We start from the raw sequence: 24,244 nt of genomic DNA, 5'->3' as shown, positions 1-24,244 counted from the left end.
ATGAGCCTGCGCAGCCGCTTCCTGATGCTCGCCGGCGCCCTGCTCCTGGTCGGACTGGTCGGCGTCTGGTTTGCCTTCGAGCGCATTGCCGAAGGCATCATCGAGCAATGGGGGCAGCACGTCGCGGAGATCCAGGTGCGCTACGACAGCGCCCGCCTGCAGCAGCCGCTGGAACGCGAGATCGCCCTGTCGCACCAGCTGGCCGACTCCACCGCCATCCTCCGGTTCGCCCGCGAACCCGACAACCCTGACAGGGAGGCGGCCGCCATCGAGGAGATGGAGAGCTTTCGTGGCAATTTTCGCGACGAAAACTACTTCGTGGCCCTGCGCGAAAACGGCGCCTACTACCACAACAACGCCGACGACGAATTCGCCGACGACCCGCTGCGCTATCACCTGGACCCCGACGACCCCGATGATGCCTGGTTCTTCCGCCTGATCGAGGAGGAACGCGACTTCCATCTCAACGTCAATCCGGACACCGAGCTGGGGGTCACCAAGCTGTGGATCGACGTGCTGATCCGCGACCGCGACGGCTCCATCCTGGGCATGACCGGGACCGGCCTGGAACTGGACGGCATCCTGCGCGACATCGTCGACATCGAGCAGCCGGGGATCACCACGGTGTTCGCCGACTTCAGCGGCGCCATCCAGCTCTACCGCGATCCGGAGTTCATCGAATTCGCCAGCCTGGTGCAGCCGGAGGGCCAGAAAAGCACGGTGGAACGCCTGGTCGACCGGCCCCGCGACCACCAGCGCATCCGCTCCATGATGGACGAACTGCGGAATCTGTCCGATCCGGAAGGCGAGGTGCGCACCGACTTCGTCCAGATCGACGGGCAGCGCCAGCTGGCGGGCATTGCCCGGTTGCCGGCTCTCGACTGGTACGAAATCACCCTGCTGGACCTCGACAAGGTGATGCCGGTGCGCCATTTCGCACCGGTCCTGGTGGTCTTCGCTTTCACCCTGGTGCTCACGCTGCTGCTGGTCCATCTTGCGCTGCAGCGCCTGATCTTCCGCCCGGTGGCCGCACTGGAAACGGCCATGGCGCGCATCCAGGCGGGCGACCTGCGCCCGGTCGAACTGCCCGAGGGTCGTGGCGAGATCGGCCGCCTGATCCGCCATTACCACGGCATGGCCGAGGCCATCCGCAGCCACACCCGCGACCTCGAAACCAAGGTCCGCGAACGCACCGAGGCACTGCACGAGATGGCCCGCAAGGACCCGCTGACGGGCCTGGTGAACCGGCGGGGCATGGACGAACTGCTGGACGACCACGCCCGGCGCGCCCGGCGTTCCGGGGAGCCGTTCGGCGTGATCTACCTCGATCTGGACCACTTCAAGCCGCTGAACGATACCCACGGCCATGCCGAGGGCGACGTGACCCTGACCCGGGTCGCCGAACGGCTGCGCGAAATCCTCGGCCCCGACGACCGGGTCGCGCGCTGGGGCGGGGACGAATTCCTGATCCTGCTGCACCCCTGCGACGAAGGCCGCCTGGCGGCGACGGGGCAGACCGTCGTGGATGCCGCCGCCCGGGTCGAAACGCCGGAGGACACGCCGGTGACCTTCAGCGCCGGGGGCCATCTCGCGCAACCCGGCGAACCGGTGGACGAGATCCTCGAACGCGCCGACCACGCCCTGTATGCGGCCAAGGCCTCGGGACGCAACCGCTTCGACGCGCTGTGAATCAGGGATTGCGCGGGGGACGCGTGTACCAGAACCAGCTCAGACGCCGCGAACGCAGGCTCCAGGGCAACAGCAGCACCTGCAGCACCACCAGGACGTGGCGCGCGGGGTGAAACCAGTCCTCCTTGCGCCCCGAGGTCAGCACCGGCGTCTGCAGGATCTCGAAACGCTGCCCGCGCGCCCTGCCCCGACGTTTCAGCGCCCGTGACAGGAACACCTCCTCGCCGGCATAGACCGCCTCGCTGAAGCCGCCCGCGGCCGTGAACGCCTCGCGGGTGCAGAACACGTAGCAGCCCGCCGCCAGCCCCAGGCGCGCGGAGAGGGCATTCCATGCGGCCGCGCCCCAGCGATAGATGCGGTGGTCGAGGTGATCGAAGGCGACCCGGGCGCCACCGCCGCACACCTTTCCGCTGTCGAGCGCGTCCAGCGTGGCCTGCAGCAGTTCGGCATCGGGCCAGGTATCGGCATCGACGAACACCAGGTAGTCACCGCGGGCCGCACCGGCGCCGGCATTGCGCGCCCGGCTGATGCGACGCTCGGGCTCGTACACCACCCGGCAGCCCGCGCGCTGCGCGATCTCCGGGGTGGCATCCGTGGAGGCATTGTCGACCACGATGATCTCGCTGGCCCGTTCGACACCGGCCAGCGCCCCCTGGACCGCGGCCAGGGTCCGCGGCAGCCATTCCGCCTCGTTCCACGCGGGGATGATCACGGACAGGCCCGGAGCACCGCGGACAAAAGCGTCGAATTTCACGGATTCACCTCCTCGTCGGCCGTCGCGCACGGAACTGGGGAAACTACACCGGGCCGCACTCGTCTACCATGGTGGACAAATCGAGGCATCCGGAGACTCCTCATGACCCGCAATCCAGCCACCCGACTGTTACTCCTGGCCGTGCTCGGGCTCCTGCTGGCGCTGCCACCGGCCACCTGGGCGGAATCCGGCGACGGGACCACCGCTGCCGAAACCACCAGCGAGTCGATGAAGAGTCTGCGCGAGGACTGGCAGCAGCGCCGCGAGCAGCTGCAGCGCGATGCCGAAGAAGGCGACGAGACCGCACGCGAGCGCACCCGGGATACCCTGGACGCAATGGATGACACCCTGCGGCGCCTGCACCGGGAGGCCGGGGAGTCCTGGGACGATCTCGCCGACACCACGCGCGAAAACCGCGAACGGGCCTTGCAGGCCCTGGACGACGAACGCGATGCCCTGGCCGCCTGGTACGACGACATGGAGCTGCGCAGCGGGCGCGCCGGCGGGTCGATCCGCGAAGGCTCGCGCAAGGCCTGGGAAGGCGTGCGGGACGGCTCGCGCGAGGCCTGGGGCGGCGTCCGCGAAGGTTCCCGCGAGGCCTGGGATGGCGTGCGCGACGGGTCGCGGGACGCCTGGGGCCGCATCCGCGACGGCTCGCGCGACGCCTGGGACGGGGTCCGTGATGCCTTCGGCGGGGACGACGCACCGGACGAAGAGGAAGCCGAATGACCGCGACCCTGCGGACCTCACCGCTTCTCGCCCTGCCCCTGCTGCTGGCCGGCTGTGACGGCGGCTTCTGGTCCGGCGAGCCGGAACACCGCGAACGCACCGACAACCCGGAGATCCTCGCGCGCGGCGAGCACCTCTACCAGCAGTACTGCGCGGCCTGCCATGGCGAGGACCGCGAGGGGGCGGAGAACTGGCACCAGCCGGACGAAGACGGCAACTGGCCCCCGCCGCCGCTCGACGGCTCGGCCCACACCTGGCACCACCCCTGGTGGCAGCTCAAGGACATGATCCGGTACGGCGGTCAGGCCCGTGGCGGCACCATGCCCTCGTTCGAGGAACAGATCGACGAAGAAGACGCCGAGGCCATCATCTACTGGCTGCAGTCGCACTGGCCCGACGAGGTCTACGAGGCCTGGCTGGACTACGACCGCAGCACGCCCACACCCGCAGACTGGGAAGAGGCCACCGGCCGCGAGTGGGTCACCCACACCGACTGATACCGGCCGGGGCGGGGACCGGACCTGACCAGCCCGGTCAGGTCCCGGCCCCGGCCCACCCCATGCGCCGGAACACCAGCTTCTCGCCTTCCACGATCAGGAACACCGCCAGCCCGAACAGCAGGATGCGCGCCCAGTCCCCGGTATCGATGGCGGTGGTGCCGAACAGGGTGTGCATCACCGGCACGTAGGTGAACGCCAGCTGCAGCACGACCAGCACCCCGATGGCGATCCACATCGCTCGCGAGCGGAACAGCTCGCCGCCCGCCAGCACCGGCTGATGGATCAGGCGCAGGTTCAGCAGGTAGAAGGCCTGACCGGCCACCAGGGTGTTGATGGCCACGGTGCGGGCGAGGTCATCGGCCACCCCCAGCACCTCCTCCATGTACACGAAGTGGCCGAAGGTCCCCAGCCACAGCAGGATCGCCACGAACGGGATGCGCCACAGCAAAAAGCCCGACAGCAGCGGGGTATCGGGCGCTCGCGGCGGACGGCCCATCACCCCCGGCTCGGTCCGTTCGAAGGCCAGCGCCATCGCCAGGGTCACCGAGGTCACCATGTTGACCCACAGCACCTGCACCGGGGTCAGCGGCAGGGCCAGGCCCATCAGGATCGCCATCATGATGGTCAGTGACTGCCCGGCATTGGTGGGCAGCATGTGCAGAATGGCCTTGCGGATGTTGTCGTAGACCGTGCGGCCTTCCTCCACCGCATGTGCGATGGAAGCGAAGTTGTCGTCCGCCAGCACCATCTCCGAGGCCTCCTTGGCCGCCTCGGTTCCCTTGTGGCCCATGGCCACACCCACGTCGGCCCGTTTGAGGGCCGGCGCGTCGTTCACCCCGTCCCCGGTCATGGAGACGATACGGCCGTTGCCCTGCAGTGCCCTGACCAGCCGCAGCTTGTGCTCCGGCGTGGTGCGCGCGAACACGTCGGTGTCTTCCACCGCGCGCGCCAGTTCGGCGTCATCCATGGCTTCCAGCTGCTGGCCGGTCAGCGTGCCGCCCTCGCCGCGCAGGCCCAGCTGCTCGCCGATCGCCCGCGCAGTGGCCGCGTGGTCGCCGGTGATCATCTTGACCCGGATCCCGGCCCGCTGGCACTCGGCGACCGCGGCGATCGCCTCCTCGCGCGGCGGATCAATGATCCCGACCAGCGCCAGCAGGATGAATCCGCCCTGTTCCACGTCACCATAGGTCAGCTCGCGCTGCTCGGCGGTGGTGGCGCGCCGGGCGATGGCCAGCAGGCGCTGACCGCGTGCCGCGATCGCGTCCATCGACGCATGCCATTCATCCGCCCGCAGCGGCTCGCGACCGTCGGCGGTGGCCTGGTGCTCGCACAGCTCCAGCACCCGTTCCGGGGCCCCTTTCAGGTAGATGCGCCCGTGGCCGTCGTGGTCGTGATGCAGGGTCGCCATGTAACGGTGATCCGATTCGAACGGGATCACGTCGGTACGCGGCAGAGCCTCGTGTTCCCGTCGGGAGCTCAACCCGCCCTTGAACGCCGCGGTCACCAGCGCGCCCTCGGTCGGATCGCCCTGCATCACCCACTGGCCGTCCTTCTCGAAAACCTCCGCGTCGTTGCACAGCAAGCCGGCGCGCAGGACCTCTTCCAGACACGGGGCATCCGTCGGCTCCACCTCTACCCCGTCACGGGTGAAATCGCCGTGCGGCGCATAACCCACCCCGCTGACCCCGTATTCGCCGGCGCCGGTCAGCAGGGTCTGCACGGTCATCTCGTTGCGGGTCAGGGTCCCGGTCTTGTCGGAACAGATCGCCGACACCGAACCCAGCGTCTCCACCGCCGGCAGCTTGCGGATGATCGCATTGCGCCGCGCCATCTTCTGCACCCCGATGGCCAGGGCGATGGTCAGGATCGCCGGCAGGCCTTCGGGGATGGTGGACACCGCCAGACTGGCGGCAGCCAGGAACATCTCGTCCAGCGGGTAATCGCGCACCCAGAAGCCGAAGGCAAAGGTCGCCGCCGAGATGACGATGATGACGCCGGCCAGCCAGCGGCCGAACTGCGCCACCTGGCGCACCAGCGGCGTCTCGAGGCTCTCCACCTCGCCCAGCATGGTGGAGATGCGCCCGATCTCGGTATCGCCGCCGGTGGCCACCACCACCCCGGTACCCCGGCCGAAGGACACCAGCGTGCCGGAGAACGCCATGCCGCGCCGATCGCCCAGGTCGGCGCCTTCATCGACCGCGGCCGTATCCTTCTCGACCGCCACCGACTCCCCGGTCAGCACCGCCTCTTCGACCTGCAGGTTGCGGGTTTCGAACAGCCGCACGTCGGCCGGCACGCGATCCCCGGCCTGGAGATACACGATATCCCCCGGCACCAGGCTGTCGGCGGGGACCTCGCGGCGTTCGCCGTCGCGCCGCACCACCGCCTGCGGCGAGAGCATCCTGCGGATCGCATCCAGCGCCTTTTCCGCCTTGCCCTCCTGGACGAAGCCGATCAGCGTGTTGATCAGCACCACCGCCAGGATCACCCCGGTGTCCACCCAGTGGCCCAGCAGGGCGGTCCCGATGGCCGCCAGCACCAGGATGTAGATCAGGATGTTGTGGAAATGACGCAGGAAGCGCCGCAGTACCCCGGCCTTCTCCGGCGGCTTGAGGGCGTTGGGACCGAAACGCTCCAGCCGTTCACGGGCCTCGTCGCTGCTCAGCCCCTCGCGTGCGGCGTCGTGGCGCCGCAGGGCCTCATCGGCTTCCAGTGCATGCCACGCAGTGGTGGCACCGGTATCGTCTCCCGAGCCGCCGGACGTGTCAGGCGTGTCAGGGGCATCGGGACGGGATTCATCCATGGGCGGGCTTCATCCGGGTGGTTGGTGCGTCACGGTTCAATCCTGTCGGAGTTCGGCGCCGGCCACAAGCCCGCCGATTCCGTCACAGAACGCACAAAAAAGGCCGCCCCGGTCGCCCGGGACGGCCCTTTTTCTCAGTCAAGGCCCTGCCGGTTCAGAAATTGAAACCGACCTTGGCCATCACGCGCATGTTGTCCATGTCCTCGCGCGAGCCGGCGAAGCGATCGCTCTCGGTGATCTGGTAGCGCGCTTCCATGCCGACGAACAGGGTGTCGTCCACGTCGTACTGCACCGAGCCGCCGAACTGCCCGGCCCACAGACCGTTGCGGTCACCGTCCAGCTTGGTGTTCACATAGCCCAGCCCGGGCCCGAAGCCCATGGTCACGCTGTCGGCAACTTCAAACTCCCAGTGGGTGTTCAGTTCGGTGCTGGTCATCCGCAGCGGGCCGTCGTCGAACTCGGTCACGCTCAGACGATGGCGCAGCACGCCGTTGTCCGGCTGGAACAGCAGGCAGTCGGCGCCGATTTCCAGACCATAGGCCGGGTCATCTCGCAGATCGGAGTCGGTGGTCCACAGGCCACCCCCCATCACCGCAAAGCTCGGGTTGAGCCCCATCCCGTCGGCACTGGCGGTGCCGACCGCCAGGAGCGGAGCGGCGGCCATTGCGAACATCATCCTGCGTACCTGCATGTCGAACTCCCGGAAAAGCTTGTGTTTCACGGTAGTTTAACGCTGACACCCGATCCGTAAAACTCCCGGGACAGGTGCCGGTGCTCCGCAAGCCTGCCGCAGCCGTTACCGATCGACCGCACCGGCGGGAGCGGAAGGAATTTCCCGCGAGCCCGTATCATCTACTCAGGGTGAGGCCGATGCGCAGAGCGGTGGCCCGCGACACGGATCCCGGATCTGGCCGGGAACCCTCGTCATCTGTAACACTCGAAAGCAGCGTCCGGAATACATCGTGAAAAAACACCGGACGTTGTCAGCGAAGAACATTCACAAGCCTACGCAAGTACGGAGGTTTCCCATGTCCGACAAGCACAACGCCAATCGCCGTGCCTTCCTGCGCCGCGCATCCGCCGCGGTGGCCGCCATTCCGGTGGTGAGCCTGATGGGCACGCAGTCCGTCCACGCCGCGGAGGAGAAGGCCGAAGACGGTCACGCCCACGACTATGTCAACGACGCGGCCGATGCCGCGGATCACCCGCAGTTCCAGGAAGGCGCGCGCTGCGACAACTGCGCCTTCTGGAACGCTAACGCGGATGCCCCGGACGGCTGGGGCGGCTGCTTCCACCAGGACTTCCAGAACGTCCTGGTCAACGAAGCCGGCTGGTGCGACGCGCACGTGATGAGCTGATTCACGGGCACGTCCCGACCCCGCCGGTCACGCATCGGCGGGGTCTTCCCTCACGATCTCCGCGTCCTCCGACGCTCCGCCGGCATCGCGATAAACCACCCGCCGGTCGGTGATCTCGAATTCCCCCTCGGCGTGCCGCACGTCGCCCGCCAGCATGCGTTCGTCCAGACGTTCGAACAGGCGCTGCAGCGCCAACGCAATCGCCTCCCGGGCCCGCACGTCCAGACCGTATCCTTCCCAGTTCGCGTGCGCGGTCGCCAGACGCGCGTACCCGGCCTGCACGAAACCCGCAACCAGCAGTGCCCGCAGGGCCCCCTGCCCCGCCCACTGAGCCAGCCCGCGCAGATGCTCCGGATCGGGGCGCGTATCCGTGCCGGGCCTCAGGGCTTGCGGCAACAGGGCCGGCCAGTCGTCCGCGACCGGACGCCCGGGCAGCAGGTCCTCGTCGATCATCTGACGATAGTCCTCCACCGGATCCGAACCCGTGCGCAGCGCCAGCTGCATCAGCGCGCCCGCCTCGTCGAGGTAACCGGAGAGCGCGAAGCCGCACAGATGGTGATCCACGATGTCATGCACGAAGACCGAGGTGGGGATGCGTTCGCCGGTGAACGGGGTCGCGGCAATCACGTCCTCGCCCAGTCCGGGAAGGGCCAGCTTCCAGCCGCGCGCGCCGAAGCCATCCTCCCATGTCCTGCAATAACGTACCGGCACATGCACCGGCGGTATGGCCGATCCACCGGAGGTACCCGGGACCCCGTCATCCGAAACGACCCGTGCAGAGCCATTCGCTTCGTTCATGGGATCTGCCATTGGATCTCCTCCCCTTGCGTTTACCGACTGGTCAACTAGACTCTAGATCATGAACACCACGGACAACAGTCGACAGGCCCTGATGGACGCCACCCGCGGTCTGGTGCTCACCCGCAGCTACGGTTCGGTGGGCATCGCCGGCATCTGCGAGCGCGCCGGCGTCCGGCGGGGCAGCCTGTATCACTTCTTCCCGGGCAAGGAGGATCTGGTCATCGCCACGCTGGAGGCGCTGTATACCGAGTTCACAGCGGAAGTCCTGGAGCCCGCCCTGCGCGGCCCCGGCGGACTGCGCGAGCGGATCACCGCCTTCGTCGGCGCGATCCACGCATTCCAGGCCCGCATGCAGGCCGCGGAGGGCCGCCTTCCCGGCTGCCCGTTCGGCAGCCTGGCGGTGGAAACCGGCACGCAGAGCCCGCGCCTGCGCGCAGCCATGCAGGGCCATCTGGACGCGATCCGCGCGCAATTCCGCGCGGCCCTCGACACGGCCGTGGCGCACGGCGAACTGGACGCACGCACCGACACCGCCCGCCTCGCCGATCACTGGCTCGCGCTGATGGAGGGCATCCTGCTGATGGCACGGGCGGAACAGGATGCGGACACCATCCTGCGCCTGGCCCCGGCGCTGCAGGACCTGCTGCTCACCACCCATCCCGACGGAGACGCGCCATGACGACCGAATCCGATTTCCCCCTGCACGACCGCGCATCGGCCCCTGCGGCCGCCAGCAGTTTCGACCGCGCCGAGGCCACCTTCGGCATGGTCCCCAACCTGATCCGCAAGATGGCCACCGCCCCGGCCCTGGCCGCGGCCTATCTCGATCTCAACGAACTCCTGCAGCAGACCTCGCTGAGCGGCGAGGAACAGGCCGTGCTGCTGCTCACCGTCAGTCGTTTCCATGCCTGTGATTACTGCATGGCCGCCCACAGCATGACCGGGCGGATGGCCGGCGTCGCCGATTCGGTGGTAGATGCCCTGCGCGAGGACCGGCCGCTGGAGGACCCCGCGCTGGAGGCCCTGCGCGGGTTTGCCCGGGCCATGCTGGAACACCGCGGCTGGGTGGACGAGAAGGACAAGCAGGCCTTTCTGGAGGCCGGCCACACCCCGCAGAAGATGCTGGAGGTCATCCTCGCCATCGGCCTCAAGACCCTGTCCAACTACACCAACCACCTCGCCGCCACACCGGTGGACGAGCCGATGCAGGGCGAACGCTGGACCGCCCCGACCGGCGGCTGAGACAGAGCGCAGCCCGAATGAACCGGGAAATACGTCCACGCGTGCTGCTGCTGTCGGCCTATCGTGCCGACAGCCATGCCGCGTGGGCGGACGCCCTGGTGACCGCCTTTCCCGGCATCGACTGGCAGCGCTTCGAACTGCCCGGGCGCCATTTCCGCTGGCGCATCCGCGGCAACCCGATCTCGTGGCTGGATGCGCTGGAAGGCGTGCGCCCCGATGCGATCGTCGCCACCTCGATGGTGGATCTGGCCACGCTGCGGGGCCTGCACCCGCCGCTGGCGGCCCTGCCCGCGCTGTACTACTTCCACGAAAACCAGTTCGCCTACCCGGTGGGCGAGCATCAGGTGCGCTCCATCGAGCCGCAGATAGTGCAGGTCTACGGCGCGCTGTCCGCCGGGCGCATCGCATTCAACTCCGCATTCAATCGCGATTCCTTCCTCGACGGCCTGCGGGCCCTGTTGCGGCGCATGCCCGACGCAGTCCCGCCCGGCGTCCCCGAGCGCCTGGCCGAGCGGGCGCACGTACTCCCGGTCCCGGTCGCGCCGCCGCGGCGACCCGACGGGGGCACGCCGGAACGCGACCCGGGGCTGATCCTGTGGAACCATCGCTGGGAATACGACAAGCGCCCCGAACTCTTCGCCGAGGCGCTGGAAAGACTGGCCGCGCGCGGGCGGGACTTCCGCCTGGCCCTGCTGGGTCCGCGTCCGGAACCGCCCCCCGACGCCCTGCAGCGCATCCGGCAGCGTTTCGGTGAACGGATCGAGGCCGACGGGCGCCAGCCGCGGGAGGAATACGACGCCCTGCTGCGGCGGGCGGGCATCGTGGTCAGCACCACCGCACACGAATTCCAGGGACTGTCGATGCTGGAGGCCAGCGGCGCCGGCGCGCGTCCGCTGGTCCCGGACGCCCTTTGCTACCCGGAGCAGTACCCGCCCGAATACCGCTATCCGGCCGGCGACCCCGAGGCCCTGGCCGCGCGACTGGAACGCTGGCTCACCGACGGCCTGCCGCCACCGGTGGACGTCTCGGCGCTGGAAACCGACGCGCTGCTGCCGGCCTGGGCGCGGGCCCTGGAGGACCTGACCGGGAGCGTGCTCAGTCCAGCGCCACTCGCGACCCGGTGAGCGGCGCCGATTCGTCCTCGACGAACACCGGCCGGATCACGTCGCGGTAGTTGCGGATGCGCTGGACGTAGTACACCGGCTGGTAGCCACGCGCATAGCCGTAACGCAGGTCGCTGTAGTAACGCTCCTCGGTCAGCAGTGGCAGCACCTCGCGCATGTCCGCCCAGCGGTCGGGATCGCGGCCCAGCTCGCGCGCCAGGCGCCGCGCGTCCAGCAGATGCCCGCGGCCGATGTTGTAGCTGGCCAGCGCGAGATAGGTGCGGTCCGGTTCCGGAATGTCCTCATCCAGGCGCTCGTGCATCTGACGCAGGTAACGCGCGCCGCCGCGAATGCTCTGCACCGGATCCAGGCGATCCTCGATGCCCAGCTCCTGCGCGGTGCGCTGCGTCAGCATCATCAGGCCGCGCACCCCGGTAGGACTGCGGGCCTCCGGATCCCAGTGCGACTCCTGGTAGGCCAGCGCGGCCAGCAGGTCGGCGGGCAGTTCGTACTCGTCCGCGGCCTCCTCGAACACCGGCCGGAAATCCGGCAGCCGCTGGTCGATGCGCCGGGTCAGCGCGCGCAGGTCGACGAAATCGAATTCGGGTACATAGGCGTAGTACAGCTCGTCCACCCGGGCGCGGGCCTGCGTGCCCTCGTCGGTGTCCATCCAGGCGCGCGCCTGTGCGGCCAGCCCCTCGAAATCGGGGTGCAGGTACCAGCCGATCGCGCGGACGTCACTCAGGTCGAAGGCCACTTCCAGATGCGGGAACATCCGCCGGTTGAGTTCGGCGATATGCGAATCCGCTACGGTGCAGTCCAGCCGGCCCTCTTCCACGGCCGCCAGCAGCCGCTCGGTACCCTCGGGTTCGGCACGGTAGGGCACGGGCTCCTCCAGCGCCTGCAGCGTTTCCACGTAGGCACTGCTGGCACTCACCGCCAGCTCCAGCCCGTCCAGGTCGGCGGCCGTCTGCGGCTGCGGACGCTGGTCACGATGACAGACGACCTGCTCGGTCACCTCGGTGTGCTGCGGCCCGCGAAGGAAATCGGCATCGCGTGACTCGAGGTGCGTCAGCCCGGCCGCGGCCATGTGGACCTCTCCCGAGGCGAGGGCCCGCAGCACGGCATCGACCGAATCCACCACCTGCCACTCGACGTCCCAGCCGCGGGCGTCGGCGAACGCCTCCACCAGATCGTGTTCGGGGCCCGCGGTCTCGGTATGGCGGTCGTAGAACCAGGCGGTGGGTGCGTTGCGGGTGACCACCACCAGTTCGCCCGCTTCCTCCGGATGTGCCAGCGCGGACGCCTCCACCCCGGGCACCTCGGACTGCCCTTCGCCGGGGCCGCAGGCCATCAACATGGCCGCGCCGGCGACCATCAGGCCCGACCGAAACCAGTGACGTGCGTGCTGCGAACGATTGAGCAAGATCGACGACATGAGATCCCTCCCGATTGGCTGTCTCCTGACAACCCACTATCCTGAATGGTCATTTCTACTTTCGAGCACTGAGACCCCGTTCACAACCAACCCCGACATGATCAGGGTTGGGGTGCGGAACCCGAAGCCGCCCCGGATGATCCACCCAAGCAGCCTCGACCGCCGCCAGGGACACCGACATGGAATACGCCCCACTGCTGGACATCTTCGGCATCATCCTGCTGGTCGCCGGCGCCATTACCGCGCTGGTCGCCGTGCAGGATGCCTTCACCCGGCGCGAACGGGCACGCCCGGTGATCGGCCGCTTCACGGCCCGCACCCTGGGGCTGGCCGGTGGCGGCGCGGCGGCCGCCGCAATCGGGCTCGCCCTGCTGCTGATTTAAGCTCCCGTTGCAAGCCGGCCCTTGTGTCCGGCCGGCGGGGTCGCCACCTTCGGCTGCCAGTCGGATCACGAGAATCCGTGTCACGGGTGTGAAGGGGGAACCATGCCTGTTCGACCGCGCCATCTCGCGGCCGCGGCCATCGCCGCGCCGCTCGGTCTGGCCCCGGCCACCGTACTGGCCGCCGGCTTCTACCTGCAGGAACAGGGGGTCACCGGCCTGGGCCGGGCCTATGCCGGCGAGGCCGCCATCGCCTCCGACGCCAGCACCATCTATTTCAACCCCGCCGGCATGACCCGCCTGGAAAGCGCCGAGGTGCAGGCCGGTGCGCATCTGCTGTTCCCGCGTTCCAGCACCCGCAACGACGGCTCGCGCTTCACGAATGCCAACGGTCAGACGCTCCACGTGGAAGGCAGCGAGGGCGACAACCCCTACGACCCCACCCCGCTGCCCAGTTTCTACTGGGCCGAGCCACAGTCGGATCGCGTATGGCTGGGCTTCGGACTGGGCACCCATTTCGGACTGAAGGGCGAGTACGACGACGATTTCTTCGCCCGCTACGACTCGCTGGAGACCGACCTGCGGGTGCTCAATCTGCAGCCCAGCATCGCCGTGCAGGTCAGCGACCGGGTCTCCGTCGGCGGCGGCATCGACCTGCAGTACGCCGATGCCACGCTGCGTGCGGCCATCCCGGACCCGATTGGTCCGGATCCGGCACTCGACGGCGAATACCGCCTGGAAGGGGACAGCTGGGACGTGGGGTACAACCTCGGCGTGCTGATCGACCTCGCGGACACCACTCGCCTCGGGTTGCACTATCGCAGCGGGGTGACCCACACGCTCAAGGGCACTGCCCGGGTGTCCATGCCCGAAAACGGCCCGATCAGCCGACCGGTGATCGCAACCGGCGAGGCCGACCTCAAGCTCCCGGACATCGCCAGCGCCGCGCTCAGCCATCGCTTCAACGAACGCTGGACCGGGCTGCTGCAGTACACCTGGTTCAACTGGTCGAACTTCGACGAGATCGCGGTGGAGTCCGCCAACCCGCTCGCCGAACAGGAGCTGGAGCAGGACTATCGCAACAGCTACGCCCTGGCGATCGGGGCCGAATACGAGCCCAACCCGGCCTGGACCCTGCGCGGCGGCATCCAGTACGACCGCACCCCCACCCGCGACAGCCACCGCTCGACCCGAACCCCGGACGGCGACCGCACCTGGCTGTCGCTGGGGGCCTCCTGGCATCCGTCGGAACGACTGAGCGTCGACCTCGGTTACTCCTACGTCCACGTGTCGAGCGAGGACATCGAACTGACCCGCGAATTCGACACCGGCACGGTGGAATACAGCGGCAGCACCCGCGGGCGGGTGGACATCCTGTCGGCAGGGCTGCGCTACCGCTACTGACCCCCTGCAGGCCCGGAAGACCCGGCGGGCTCGGTGGTCACGTCGCAGGCCTGTTCCAGCGCACGCCGGTCGGCCTCCGCGAGTCGCTCGCGCCCCGCATTCTCGGCACCCAGACTGGCGTGCATCACCGCCGCCGGATCCGCAACATGGCCGATGCCCAGCGCATGGCCCAGCTCGTGCGCCAGCACCAGCGTCAGCCGTTCGCGGTCGGCGGCCTGATAGACCGTGATGGCGCGTCCGTCGGCGGACTGTTCGTACAGCCCCACGTTGAATCCGGTCGCTCCGCGCGAGCGCTCGTTGTGGCCGTCCGCACGGGCGTTGTAGTCCGCGATCGCCGCGTCCAGCTCCGCCCGGCGTTGTTCCAGTTCTTCGCGGCGTTCGTCCAGGCGCTCGGCCCGCCGGTTCAGCTCGCGCCGCTGGCCCTCGATGGCCTCCGCTTCGCGCTCCAGCCGCGCGCGACGCGCCTCGCTGCGGCGCCCCTCGCCGGCATTCCAGGCGGAAACGTCGCGCCGGTGAGCCGCCTGGCGCTCTGCCAGGTCTTCGCGGTCTTCCCCGTGGCGACGGAGGTCCGCCTCCAGCGCGGAGCGCGCGTGATCCAGACGCTCGCGCCGTCGCTCGATCTCCGCGTACCGTTCTTCCAGCCCCGCGCGGACCTGCTCGCGCCGCAGGGCCTCGGCCTGCCGCTCGTCGAACACCAGCCGCACGGCCACGCCCTCGCCCGCCCGCTCGCGAAACAGCCGGGCATCGGTCACCGCCTCCCACATCCGGCGGGCATCGCGCAGGGCCGCGCGCACTTCGTGTTCCTCCAGACCGAACGCCGTGTCGACCCGATCGAGATGAAAGGTCACCGGGAGCCGGCACCCCGGCGCAACCGGGTGCTCCGCGAACGCGGCCGGGGCCGGGGCGTCCGCCTCCCGCGCGTCGTCCTGCACCAGCTCGCGCCAGGCTCCGGCCGCGACCAGCACAACGATCAGCGGCAACCACCAGCGTCCCGTCATTGCGTACTCCTCGTCCCCTCCAAATGCAGAGTTGCCACACCTCCGGCCCCCATGCAAGATGGACCGGGAAAGCCCTTTTCCGCATCCGGAGAACCGTCATGCTGCGATTCCTGATCCCGCTGGCCCTGCTGGCCCTGCCCGTGGCCGCCCAGGCCGAGACCCCCAACCTCGAACCCGGCGAATGGGAGTACACCCATACGACCACCATCGAAGGCATGCCCCAGATGCAGGACCAGGTCGAAGTCACCCGCGAATGCGTGACGCAGGAAGACATCGAAAAGGGCGAGGACGTCATCGAGGTTCCGGAAGAATGCACCCTGGATCACGTGGACGTCCGCTCCGACGGCGCCGACTTCGCCATGACCTGCACCGATCCGCAGGGCGGCCGCGCCACCATGGAAGGCGAGATGCGCTTCATGGGAACGCGTTCCGAAGGCACCATGACCACCGACGTCGACAGCCCCATGGGCCCGATGACGATCATCATGGAGATCGAGGGCGAGCGCATCGGGGACTGCTGACCCGTGGCTCGACCCGCGGGACGAACGGACTACAGCAGTCCCAGATGTTCCGTCAGCAGGTACCAGACGACATAGCCCCCGTACAGGATCAGGAAGATCACGCTGAGGATGGTGATCGGCCGATAACCCTTGATCCGCACCTCGTAGGAGATGTCCTCGCCGCGTGCCCGGCGGCGGCGCACCTCCAGCCAGCGCGACACCCGCCACCAGATGAACAGCAGGATCAGGATCGCGGTCAGGAACTTCAGCATCGGGGGAATCTTCTCGCAGTGGTGCTGAACGCGACACTACCCGAGAACGCCGCGCGCCGCATCGTGGACCCGATCCGGAGCCGGACTCCGGGGGGCGGTCCCCGCGATCACCGCCGCTTTGCATGCCGGGTCGCGGGCGCGTTCCACGGATCCTCCGGCCACGGATGCTTCGGATAGCGCCCCTTCAGCTCGCGGCGCACCTCCGGGTAGCCGTTCGCCCAGAAGCTCTTCAGGTCCTGGGTGACCTGCACCGGGCGCCCGGCCGGTGACAGCAGATGCAGCATCACCGCCACCCGGCCGCCGGCAACCGTCGGGGTATCGGTCAGGCCGAACAGCTCCTGCAGCTTGACCGCCAGCACCGGCGGCTCGCAGGTGTAGTCGACCCGGTGGGCGGAACCGGACGGCACCTCGATGCGCGCCGGCGCCTCGCGTTCCAGTTGCTGCTGGGCCCAGTCCAGGCGTGCGCGCAGGATCGCCGCCAGATCGAGGCGTTCCAGATCGCGCCGCCGCGTGATCCCGGCGAGATACGGCCCCAGCCACTGCTCGAAGTCCGCCAGCAGCGCGGCATCGCTCATATCCGGAAACCCCGCCTCCGGCATCGCCTCGTGCAGCAGGTGGATGCGGGCGCGGAGCTGACTGGCCGCCGCGTCCCACGGCAGCCGCTCCAGCCCCTCGCGGCGCAGCCGTGCGCACCACGGGGCGACGGTGTCGGCGGGATCCGCCAGCGCGATCATCTGCCGTTCGATCACCAGCGTGCCGACCCGGCGGATACGCGCATTCTCCAGGCGCGCTCCGTCCTCCACCCAGTCGCAGCGGGTCTCGCGGTGGAACAGCTCCGGCGCCTCGCGTTCCAGCACCGCCGGATCCAGCGCCACCGCGCAGCGGATGCGGGCCTCGCGTTCGGCATCGCTGCAGTCCACCGCCACCAGGAATTCCGCATGCGCCAGGCGTTCGCGCTCCGGCAGCACCGCGCCGCGGCCGTTGCCCATCACGAAACGCCCGGCCGCGCCGCCACGGCGCCGGGCGATGCGCTCCGGCCAGGCCAGTGCGGCCAGCACGCCCAAGGCGGCGGGCTCGTCCATCGCCTCGTTCGCCGCCGCTTCGCCGGCTTCGGCCGCGCCCGCGACGCGTTCCAGCCCCTGCTCCAGACGCCTCAGGGATCGCTGCCAGGCACGTCCGCCCGGGCGCCGTGCCCGTTCCAGCCGCAACTCCAGATCCAGCGGGGCCTGCGGCCCGACCAGCCCGGGTTCTTCCACCAGCACCGCCAGCTCACAGGCCAGCCGCGACCACCCGCGTTCCTGCGCACGCAGCAGCATGTGCGCCAGCCGCGGATGGGTCGGAAGGCGCAGCAGCGCACGCCCGTGATCGGTGATGCGCCCCGCTGCGTCCACCGCGCCCAGTTCCGCGAGCAGCGCCTGCGCCGAGGCCAGTCCCTGCGCCGGGGGCGGTTCCAGCCAGTCCAGCCCGGCCACCGGCTCGCCCCAGCCCGCCAGTTCCAGCGCCAGCGGCAGAAGGTCCACCTGGCGCAGTCCCGGGGTTGCGTAATCCGGCCGGGCGACCTCCTCCGCCCGCGCCCACAGCCGGATCGCGACGCCGGGTTCGGTGCGTCCGGCACGCCCGGCACGCTGTTCGGCCGCGGCCTTCGAGGCCGCCACCGTCACCAGGCGCGAAAGCCCGGTGGCCGCATCGAAGCGCGGCTCGCGGGCCAACCCCGCATCCACCACCACCCGCACGCCTTCGATCGTCAGGCTGGTCTCGGCGATGTCGGTGGCCAGCACCACCTTGCGTTCGCCCGCCGGGGCCGGCTGCACCGCGCGCGCCTGCTCCTCCGCGGAGAGACGACCGAACAGCGGCACGACCCGCGCATACCCGGACGGCGTATCCAGGCCGGCGTCCCCGCCCGCCTGCAGCCGCCCAGCCACCTCGCGGATCTCGCGCTCCCCGGGCAGGAAGACCAGCAGGGATCCGCTCTCGGCCGCCAGCGCCTCGCGCACGGCTCCGGCCACCGCTTCCGCCAGCGACGCGTCCGGCGCCGGCGGCGCATGCCGCACGTCCACCGGAAACTGCCGGCCGCGCGCCCGCAGGACCGGCACGGGGTCGGCCCCGCCCTCTGCCCCGCCCCCGGCCAGCAGGCGCGCCACCGCGTCATCATCCAGCGTGGCCGACATCACCACGATGCGCAGCTCCGGGCGCAGCAGCCGGCGCACCTGCAGCGCGAAGGCCAGCGCCAGCTCCGCCTCCGGCCGACGCAGGTGGAATTCATCGAAGACCAGGGTATCGACGCCCTCGAGCAGCGGGTCGGCCTGGATGCGGCGCAGGAAGATCCCGTCGGTGACCAGCTCCACCCGGGTCTGCGCCGACACCTGCTGCGCGTCGCGCACGCGATAACCGACCGTCTTCCCCACGGCGTCGCCGCACTGCCCGGCCATGAACGTCGCCGCCATGCGCGCGGCCAGGCGCCGCGGCTGCAGCACCACGACACGCCCGGGCGACTCCCCGGAGGCCAGATGCAGCGGCACGCGCGTCGTCTTGCCCGCACCGGGCTCGGCTACCAGCACCGTCGCCCCGTGCGAGGACAGCGCCGCATCCAGCGGGCCCAGCAGCTCCTCCAGCGCCGCCGCTTCTTCGCGGGCCATCGTCGCGCTCATCGCGAACGGGCCACCCGCCAGCGGACGCCACGGACGACGCGGCCGAGACGGAACGGGGCCGATCTGGAAAGCTTGCTCACCATGTCCTCAGTCTCGCAGATACCGCCGCACCGCGCCGCCCGCCGGGCGCATGCCTCGCAATCCGCGTCCTTTCACGGCACCATCCCTGCAGATTTCGACCATGGCCAGCCATGAGCAGCGACACTGACAACCCCGACAGCGCCCCCAACAGCCAGAACCGGCATGACCCGACACCCCGCCTGCGAATCCTGCTGGGCGAGGTCACGGCCCTGGGACCGGGCAAGGCACGCCTGCTGGAGGCCATCCGGAGCGCGGGTTCGATCTCCGGTGCGGCGCGTGACATGGGCATGTCCTATCGCCGGGCCTGGAACCTGGTGGAGACCATGAACCGCAGCTTCCGCGAACCCCTGGTGGACACCGCCCGCGGCGGCACCCGGGGCGGCGGCGCGCGGGTCACGCCGCTGGGCGAGGACGTCCTCGCCCGCTACCGCCGCATGGAGGAGCGCGCCGCCGAGGCCATCCGCGACGAGCTCGACGCCATGCGCCCGCTGCTCCGCGACGACAACGAATAGCCCGCATATCTGACCATATTGGCTATGGGCTATGGGACTATGCGGGTATGTGGGTATGTGGGTATGTGGGTATGTGGGAGCGTGCTCGCACGCGAACACCCCGACGCCCTCAAGGGCCCCGGCCGTGACGAAACCGCCGCGGCCCGCGACCCTCAATCCGCCTCCCCGGCCCCCTGCCACCCGCGAAACCCCTCGCGCACCGACAGGCTGCGTACATACCCCAGATCGCGCAGCAGCTGCGCCGCCCGCAGGCTGCGCCGCCCGCTGTTGCACAGGCACAGCAGGATCTGATCCTGGCGCACATGGTGCTGGTTGATCAGCGACAGGAAGTGCTGGAAGTCCCGCTCGTCCGGCTCGTCCGCATCCAGCAGCTCCTGTTCTTCTTCCGACAGATGCTTGCCCAGCAGCTGCTTCAGCCGGAACAGCGGCACCGATACCGCACCATCCACCGCGCCTTCCAGCTCCAGCTCGAACGGCTGGCGGATGTCCAGCAGTACCGCCAGCCCGATATCCACCAGCTCGCGCGACGCATCCACGCTGATCTCCAGCTGCGGCTCGTCCATCGGTTCGTTCGTTTCGTTACTCATGCGCACTCCTTCAAAAAGGCGCTGAATCGAGGCATCCCGGATCCGGAATGCACGGCCGGCCGGCGGTCCCCCGGCCCCTGCGGCCACCGGGCCCGACCGCCCGATGCTTGACCGGGTTCATCGAGCCCGTTATGTTTCACTAAACATAACGCGAATGCAAAAATCCCCGCCGACCCGACACCCGGATCCTCCACCCGTGGCCCGATCCCGTGCAAAAGGCACGAGTACCCTCGTGCGGGAAAGAACGAACCGACAACGCGTTCCCCCCGGGGCACTCGGCCGGAAGAAAAGGACGCCCGATGATGCACCTGCGCACCCTGCTCCTGACCCTGCTCCTGTTGCTGCCCGGCCTGGTGGCCGCTAACGACCCGCTGACCATCGCCGCCGCCTCCGACCTGCGCTTCGCGCTGGACGAAATCATCGAGGAATACGAGCGCGAACACCCGGACGACGCGATCCGCGTGACCTACGGCTCCTCCGGCCGCATGACCACGCAGATCATGAACGGCGCCCCCTACGACGTCTTCTTCTCCGCCGACATCGCCTACCCGCAGAAGCTGCGCGCCGAGGGCCACGCGGTCACCGAGCCGGAGGTCTACGCCATCGGCCGCATCGTGCTGTGGAGCAACCGCATGGATGCGTCAGAGCTGACGCTGGAGGACCTGACGCGCAACGACATCCGCCGCGTGGCCATCGCCTCGCCCACGCACGCCCCCTACGGCGTGCGGGCGATGGAGGCACTGAAGGCCGCCGGCGTCTGGAAGGAACTGCAGCCCAGGATCGTCAACGGCGACAACATCGCCCAGACCGCGCGCATGGTGCAGGCCGGCGGCGCGGACATCGGCATCATCGCGCTGTCGCTCGCGGAGTTTCCCGATCTCGCCGAGCACCCGCACTACCTGATCGACGACGCGCTGCACGAACCCCTGACCCAGGGCTTCATCATCACTCGGCGCGGAGAACACAACGAGACCGCGCACCGCTTCGCGGACTACATGAACGCCGACACCGCCCGCGAGATCATGCGTCGCTACGGCTTCGTGATGCCCGGCGACGACCTCGCCGAAAACCGCTCCGCCGAAGCCACCACGGCCGCCCCGTAAGCACCCATGTTCGACCTGAGCTCCACGGACTGGATGGCGATCGAGGTCACCCTCAAGCTGGCGATCTACACCACGCTGATCCTGCTGGTGATCGCCACGCCCATCGCCTGGTGGCTGGCCAATGGCCGCGCCCCCGGTGGCTTGCGCACCGCGGTGCAGGCACTGGTCGCCCTGCCGCTGGTGCTGCCGCCCACCGTGCTGGGCTTCTATCTATTGGTCCTGCTGGGCCCGGCCGGCCCGGTCGGCAGCACGCTGGAGAACTGGGGCCTGAACCACCTGGCCTTCACCTTCCAGGGCATCCTGATCGCCTCGGTGATCTACTCCCTGCCGTTCGCCGTGCAGCCGCTGCAGCAGGCCTTCGCCAACCTCGGCCGCCGCCCGGTGGAGATCGCCGGCTCGCTGGGCGCCGGGCGCATCGACCGTTTCTTCACCGTCATCCTGCCGATGACCCGCGGCGGCTTCATCGTCGCCGCCACCCTCGCCTTCGCCCACACCCTCGGCGAGTTCGGCGTGATCCTGATGCTGGGCGGCGCGATCCCCGGCGAGACCCAGGTGCTGTCCATCCTGATCTACGACCACGCCGAGGCCATGGACTTCGAGGCCGCCCACCGCCTGTCGCTGGGCCTGCTGATCTTCGCCTTCGCGGTGCTGTTCGTGGTCTACGCGATCAACCGCCGCTTCGACACGGTGCGCCCGTGACCGGCCCCATGACCGAGACCCTGCGGATCAAGGCGCGGCTGGAGCGCGCAGGCTTCACCCTGGACGTGGACACCGCCTTCCCGCTGCAGGGCGTCACCGCCCTGTTCGGCCGCTCCGGCTGCGGCAAGACCACACTGCTGCGCATTATCGCGGGGCTGGAACACCCGCCCGGCGCCGAGGTGCACTTCGGCGCCACCCCCTGGCAATCCGGCAAGACCTTCGTCCCGCTGCACCGCCGCCGCGTCGGCCTGGTGTTCCAGGAATCCACCCTGCTCCCGCACCTGTCGGTACGCGGCAACCTGCTCTACGGCTACAAGCGCACACCGGAGCCCCTGCGCCGCCTGCACCTGGACGAGGTCGCCCGCCTGCTCGGCATCGATGACCTGCTGGGGCGCCGCGCCGAGGCGCTCTCCGGCGGCCAGCGCCAGCGCGTCGCCCTCGGCCGCGCCCTGCTCACCAGCCCCGACCTGCTGCTGCTCGACGAACCCCTGAACGCCCTGGACACCCAGACCCGGCGCGAGATCATGCCCTTCCTCGCGCGGCTGTCCGAGGAGACCGGCATCCCCACCCTGCTCGTCACCCACGCCCCGGACGAGGTCGAACGCCTCGCCACCCGCGTCGCCTTCATGCACGACGGCCAGCTCGAACGCCTGGAACCCCTGCGCGACGCCCTCGCCCGCGCCGACTCCCCCCTGTTCCGCGACGAAGGCGCCGTCTCCGTCCTCCAGGGCGAACTGGGCCCGCCCGACGAACACGGCCTGCACCCCTTCGGCCCGCCCGAGGCCCGCTACCACGTACCATCCACCCCCGGCACCACCAACGGCGCCGGGAGCCAGGCCCGCCTGCGCATCGATGCCCGCGACGTCGCCCTCGCCCTCTCCGCGCCCGACGACGTCTCCGTCCTCAACATCGTCCCGGTCACCATCGAGTCCCTCGACGAGGCCCCCGGCCACCACGGTCCCGCGCGCATCCTCGCCGTCTGCCGCCAGCACGACGGCCAGACCCTGATGGCCGAACTCACCCGCCTCTCCGCCGAACGCCTGCGCCTCCAACCCGGCACCCGCGCCCACGCCCTCGTCAAAGCCGTCGCCTTTCTCGACTGATCAAATCGATGATATATCGCGTGTCGCGCAATGCGCTGCGCTCGCCAAAGATCAAGTCGTGTCGGCACAAGGGACTGCGCCGCTTCTACGAGTCAGGCAGCGTGACAGGCATACAGCCTCGACATGCAGGACGTCCGAGAATACTGCTGGCAGCGCTGGATACGGAAGATGCGCATTGGCGAGCTGGCCGAGGAGCCGATCGAGCTGGAGCCGGGTCAGGGCATCACGCTGACCACGCAGGAGTGCATCGGGGACGCCTCGCGGGTCAGCGTGTCGTTCTCCGGGTTGCCGGAGGCGGTGCAGCCGGGCGATGCGCTGTTTTTGAACGACGGCTACATCGAGCTGGAGGTGGAGTCGGTCGCCGGGCCCGACGTCAGCTGCCGCGTGCAGACCGGCGGGGAGCTGCGCTCGCGCAAGGGGCTGAACCTGCCGGGCATCGATCTGGGCATCCGCGCCTTCACGCTGGACGATCACGCATGGCTGCGGTTTGCGGCGCAGCACGGGGTGGACGCGGTCAGCCAGAGTTTCGTGGTCGACGGCGAGGACATCCTGGCGGTGCGCAAGGCCGCGGAGGATCTGGGCTACAACCCCTTCATCATTGCCAAGATCGAGCGCGCCGATGCGCTGGAGCAGCTCGACAGCATCCTCGAGACGGCCGACGGCATCATGGTGGCGCGCGGGGATCTGGGGGTGGAGATCCCGATCGCGAGCATCGCGCTGGCCCAGCGCCGCATCACCCGCCGTGCCAACCGGCACAACCGCCCGGTGATCACCGCCACGCAGATGCTGGAGTCGATGGTGAACTCGCGCCGGCCCACGCGCGCCGAGGCCACCGACGTGGCGAATGCCATCCTCGGCGGCACCGACTGCGTGATGCTCTCCGGCGAGTCCGCGATGGGGCGCTATCCGGTGGAGTCGGTGGCGATGCTGGCAGCCATCGCCCGTTCGATCGAACCGGAACGCGACGCCGCCGCGGGCACCGACCACCCGGACGAACCCGACCTGCCCGAGCAGGAGCGTGCCGCCGACCTGATCGCGCGCAGCGTATTCCACACCGCGCACCGGAGCCGACCGCAGGTCACGCTGGTGCCCACGCTCAGCGGCGCCACCGCCCGACGCATCGCCGGCCTGGGCCTGCCCTGCTGGATCGCGGCCTTTACGCCGCACCCCGAGACCGCTCAGGGCCTGCAGTTTTCCTACGGTGTCCGGCCGGAGGCCGTGGCCGAGGACCGCAGCGACTGGAACGACTTTGCGCACCAGTGGCTCGCGGAGAACGCAATCAACGAAGGTCTGGCCCTGCTCGTCCAGGGCCCCTCCGAGCCGCACCCCTCGGGCAATCACCGCCTGGAGCTGCTGGAACTGGGCCCGCTCCGCGGGGAAGGCTGATTCCGCTACCGGCCTGAGCGGGCCTCACCGGGCCCGTTTCGCGACGTGTCGGCCGGGACAGCGGGGTCCGGAGCAAAGGCCCCCGGCTCGGTCTCCGGATCAACCACCTCGATCCGGTCGCGTCCGTCGTTCTTGGCCGAGTACAGCGCCCGGT

General features: G+C 69.5%; 23 protein-coding genes and 1 pseudogene. 15 read left to right on the top strand and 9 right to left on the bottom strand.

What is annotated here, in order from left to right; translation table 11 throughout:
- Complete coding sequence (locus F788_RS0103440) at positions 1-1,689, top strand: GGDEF domain-containing protein (protein WP_019589269.1); 1,689 nt, start codon at positions 1-3, stop codon at positions 1,687-1,689.
- A gap of 1 nt (position 1,690) precedes the next feature.
- Here the strand turns inward: F788_RS0103440 and F788_RS0103435 are convergent, their stop codons facing one another.
- A complete protein-coding gene (locus tag F788_RS0103435) occupies positions 1,691-2,443 on the bottom strand; it encodes a glycosyltransferase (protein ID WP_019589268.1) in 753 nt (250 codons plus the stop codon).
- Between the two features lie 102 nt (positions 2,444-2,545).
- Here F788_RS0103435 and F788_RS0103430 point away from each other — a divergent pair, with 102 nt between their 5' ends.
- Positions 2,546-3,172 carry a hypothetical protein gene (locus tag F788_RS0103430; protein ID WP_019589267.1) on the top strand — a complete coding sequence of 209 codons (627 nt, stop codon included), beginning with the start codon at positions 2,546-2,548 and terminating at the stop codon, positions 3,170-3,172.
- Positions 3,169-3,669 (top strand): cytochrome c, encoded by a 501-nt coding sequence (locus F788_RS0103425; protein WP_019589266.1) that lies wholly within the window; start codon positions 3,169-3,171, stop codon positions 3,667-3,669. The genes F788_RS0103430 and F788_RS0103425 overlap by 4 nt, the downstream gene beginning before the upstream one ends.
- A gap of 37 nt (positions 3,670-3,706) precedes the next feature.
- On the opposite strand, the gene F788_RS0103420 is transcribed toward F788_RS0103425, so the two are convergent.
- A complete protein-coding gene (locus F788_RS0103420; protein WP_019589265.1) occupies positions 3,707-6,475 on the bottom strand; it encodes a cation-transporting P-type ATPase in 2,769 nt (922 codons plus the stop codon).
- A 154-nt stretch (positions 6,476-6,629) separates the two neighbouring features.
- Positions 6,630-7,166: an outer membrane beta-barrel protein gene (locus tag F788_RS0103415; protein WP_019589264.1), complete on the bottom strand. Its 537-nt coding sequence runs from the start codon at positions 7,164-7,166 to the stop codon at positions 6,630-6,632.
- A gap of 337 nt (positions 7,167-7,503) precedes the next feature.
- On the opposite strand from F788_RS0103415, the gene F788_RS0103410 reads away from it, so the two are divergent.
- Complete coding sequence (locus tag F788_RS0103410; RefSeq protein ID WP_019589263.1) at positions 7,504-7,833, top strand: high-potential iron-sulfur protein; 330 nt, start codon at positions 7,504-7,506, stop codon at positions 7,831-7,833.
- 27 nt (positions 7,834-7,860) lie between these two features.
- Here the strand turns inward: F788_RS0103410 and F788_RS0103405 are convergent, their stop codons facing one another.
- Positions 7,861-8,643: a hypothetical protein gene (locus tag F788_RS0103405; RefSeq protein ID WP_019589262.1), complete on the bottom strand. Its 783-nt coding sequence runs from the start codon at positions 8,641-8,643 to the stop codon at positions 7,861-7,863.
- Between the two features lie 82 nt (positions 8,644-8,725).
- Here F788_RS0103405 and F788_RS0103400 point away from each other — a divergent pair, with 82 nt between their 5' ends.
- Genes F788_RS0103400 through F788_RS0103390 form a run of 3 tightly spaced genes read left to right on the top strand, consistent with a single transcriptional unit; the run spans position 8,726 to position 11,000 of the window.
- Positions 8,726-9,313: a TetR/AcrR family transcriptional regulator gene (locus tag F788_RS0103400; RefSeq protein ID WP_051080610.1), complete on the top strand. Its 588-nt coding sequence runs from the start codon at positions 8,726-8,728 to the stop codon at positions 9,311-9,313.
- A complete protein-coding gene (locus F788_RS0103395; protein ID WP_019589260.1) occupies positions 9,310-9,876 on the top strand; it encodes a carboxymuconolactone decarboxylase family protein in 567 nt (188 codons plus the stop codon). Before F788_RS0103400 ends, F788_RS0103395 begins: the two co-directional genes overlap by 4 nt.
- Before the next feature lie 17 nt (positions 9,877-9,893).
- On the top strand, positions 9,894-11,000 hold the full coding sequence (locus tag F788_RS0103390) for a DUF3524 domain-containing protein (protein ID WP_038037551.1): 1,107 nt from the start codon (positions 9,894-9,896) through the stop codon (positions 10,998-11,000).
- Here the strand turns inward: F788_RS0103390 and mltF are convergent.
- On the bottom strand, positions 10,972-12,417 hold the full coding sequence (gene mltF / locus F788_RS0103385) for a membrane-bound lytic murein transglycosylase MltF (RefSeq protein ID WP_019589258.1): 1,446 nt from the start codon (positions 12,415-12,417) through the stop codon (positions 10,972-10,974). The genes F788_RS0103390 and mltF overlap by 29 nt on opposite strands.
- A gap of 179 nt (positions 12,418-12,596) precedes the next feature.
- On the opposite strand from mltF, the gene F788_RS0103380 reads away from it, so the two are divergent.
- Positions 12,597-12,800 (top strand): DUF3185 family protein, encoded by a 204-nt coding sequence (locus F788_RS0103380; protein WP_018870087.1) that lies wholly within the window; start codon positions 12,597-12,599, stop codon positions 12,798-12,800.
- A 102-nt stretch (positions 12,801-12,902) separates the two neighbouring features.
- Entirely contained in the window at positions 12,903-14,201 is a 1,299-nt protein-coding gene (locus F788_RS0103375) for an OmpP1/FadL family transporter (RefSeq protein ID WP_019589257.1), read from the top strand.
- Here F788_RS0103375 and F788_RS0103370 read toward each other — a convergent pair.
- Positions 14,195-15,199 carry a matrixin family metalloprotease gene (locus tag F788_RS0103370; RefSeq protein WP_019589256.1) on the bottom strand — a complete coding sequence of 335 codons (1,005 nt, stop codon included), beginning with the start codon at positions 15,197-15,199 and terminating at the stop codon, positions 14,195-14,197. The genes F788_RS0103375 and F788_RS0103370 overlap by 7 nt on opposite strands.
- Positions 15,200-15,297: 98 nt before the next feature.
- Between F788_RS0103370 and F788_RS0103365 the strand changes: the two genes are divergently transcribed.
- Positions 15,298-15,720, top strand: a complete 423-nt coding sequence (locus tag F788_RS0103365; protein WP_018870090.1) for a DUF3617 family protein — start codon at positions 15,298-15,300, stop codon at positions 15,718-15,720.
- 29 nt (positions 15,721-15,749) lie between these two features.
- Here F788_RS0103365 and F788_RS0103360 read toward each other — a convergent pair whose 3' ends face one another.
- The gene (locus F788_RS0103360; protein ID WP_018870091.1) at positions 15,750-15,971 is read right to left on the bottom strand and encodes a hypothetical protein; all 222 of its coding nucleotides are present in this window, start codon (positions 15,969-15,971) and stop codon (positions 15,750-15,752) included.
- Between the two features lie 107 nt (positions 15,972-16,078).
- Positions 16,079-18,607, bottom strand: coding sequence for an ATP-dependent helicase HrpB (gene hrpB, locus F788_RS0103355; protein WP_019589255.1), 2,529 nt, complete (start codon positions 18,605-18,607; stop codon positions 16,079-16,081).
- Between the two features lie 203 nt (positions 18,608-18,810).
- On the opposite strand from hrpB, the gene F788_RS0103350 reads away from it, so the two are divergent.
- On the top strand, positions 18,811-19,212 hold the full coding sequence (locus F788_RS0103350; protein WP_019589254.1) for a winged helix-turn-helix domain-containing protein: 402 nt from the start codon (positions 18,811-18,813) through the stop codon (positions 19,210-19,212).
- A 152-nt stretch (positions 19,213-19,364) separates the two neighbouring features.
- On the opposite strand, the gene F788_RS0103345 is transcribed toward F788_RS0103350, so the two are convergent.
- Positions 19,365-19,799: a rhodanese-like domain-containing protein gene (locus F788_RS0103345; RefSeq protein ID WP_018870094.1), complete on the bottom strand. Its 435-nt coding sequence runs from the start codon at positions 19,797-19,799 to the stop codon at positions 19,365-19,367.
- Between the two features lie 302 nt (positions 19,800-20,101).
- Between F788_RS0103345 and modA the strand changes: the two genes are divergently transcribed.
- The 4 genes and pseudogenes from modA to pyk all read left to right on the top strand — a co-directional run.
- Entirely contained in the window at positions 20,102-20,902 is an 801-nt protein-coding gene (modA, locus tag F788_RS0103340) for a molybdate ABC transporter substrate-binding protein (protein ID WP_026332692.1), read from the top strand.
- Between the two features lie 6 nt (positions 20,903-20,908).
- Entirely contained in the window at positions 20,909-21,601 is a 693-nt protein-coding gene (modB, locus tag F788_RS0103335; protein WP_019589252.1) for a molybdate ABC transporter permease subunit, read from the top strand.
- Positions 21,598-22,704 (top strand): molybdenum ABC transporter ATP-binding protein, encoded by a 1,107-nt coding sequence (gene modC, locus F788_RS0103330; protein ID WP_026332691.1) that lies wholly within the window; start codon positions 21,598-21,600, stop codon positions 22,702-22,704. The genes modB and modC overlap by 4 nt, the downstream gene beginning before the upstream one ends.
- A 165-nt stretch (positions 22,705-22,869) precedes the next feature.
- Positions 22,870-24,090, top strand: a pseudogene (gene pyk, locus F788_RS0103325) (pyruvate kinase); the annotation flags it as partial.
- Positions 24,091-24,244 lie beyond the last annotated feature (154 nt).

This window comes from Thioalkalivibrio sp. ALE10, assembly GCF_000381385.1.
Lineage (GTDB): Bacteria > Pseudomonadota > Gammaproteobacteria > Ectothiorhodospirales > Ectothiorhodospiraceae > Thioalkalivibrio.
The sequence above is the reverse complement of the archived record's forward strand: the minus strand, read 5'-3'. Positions and strand labels throughout refer to the sequence as shown.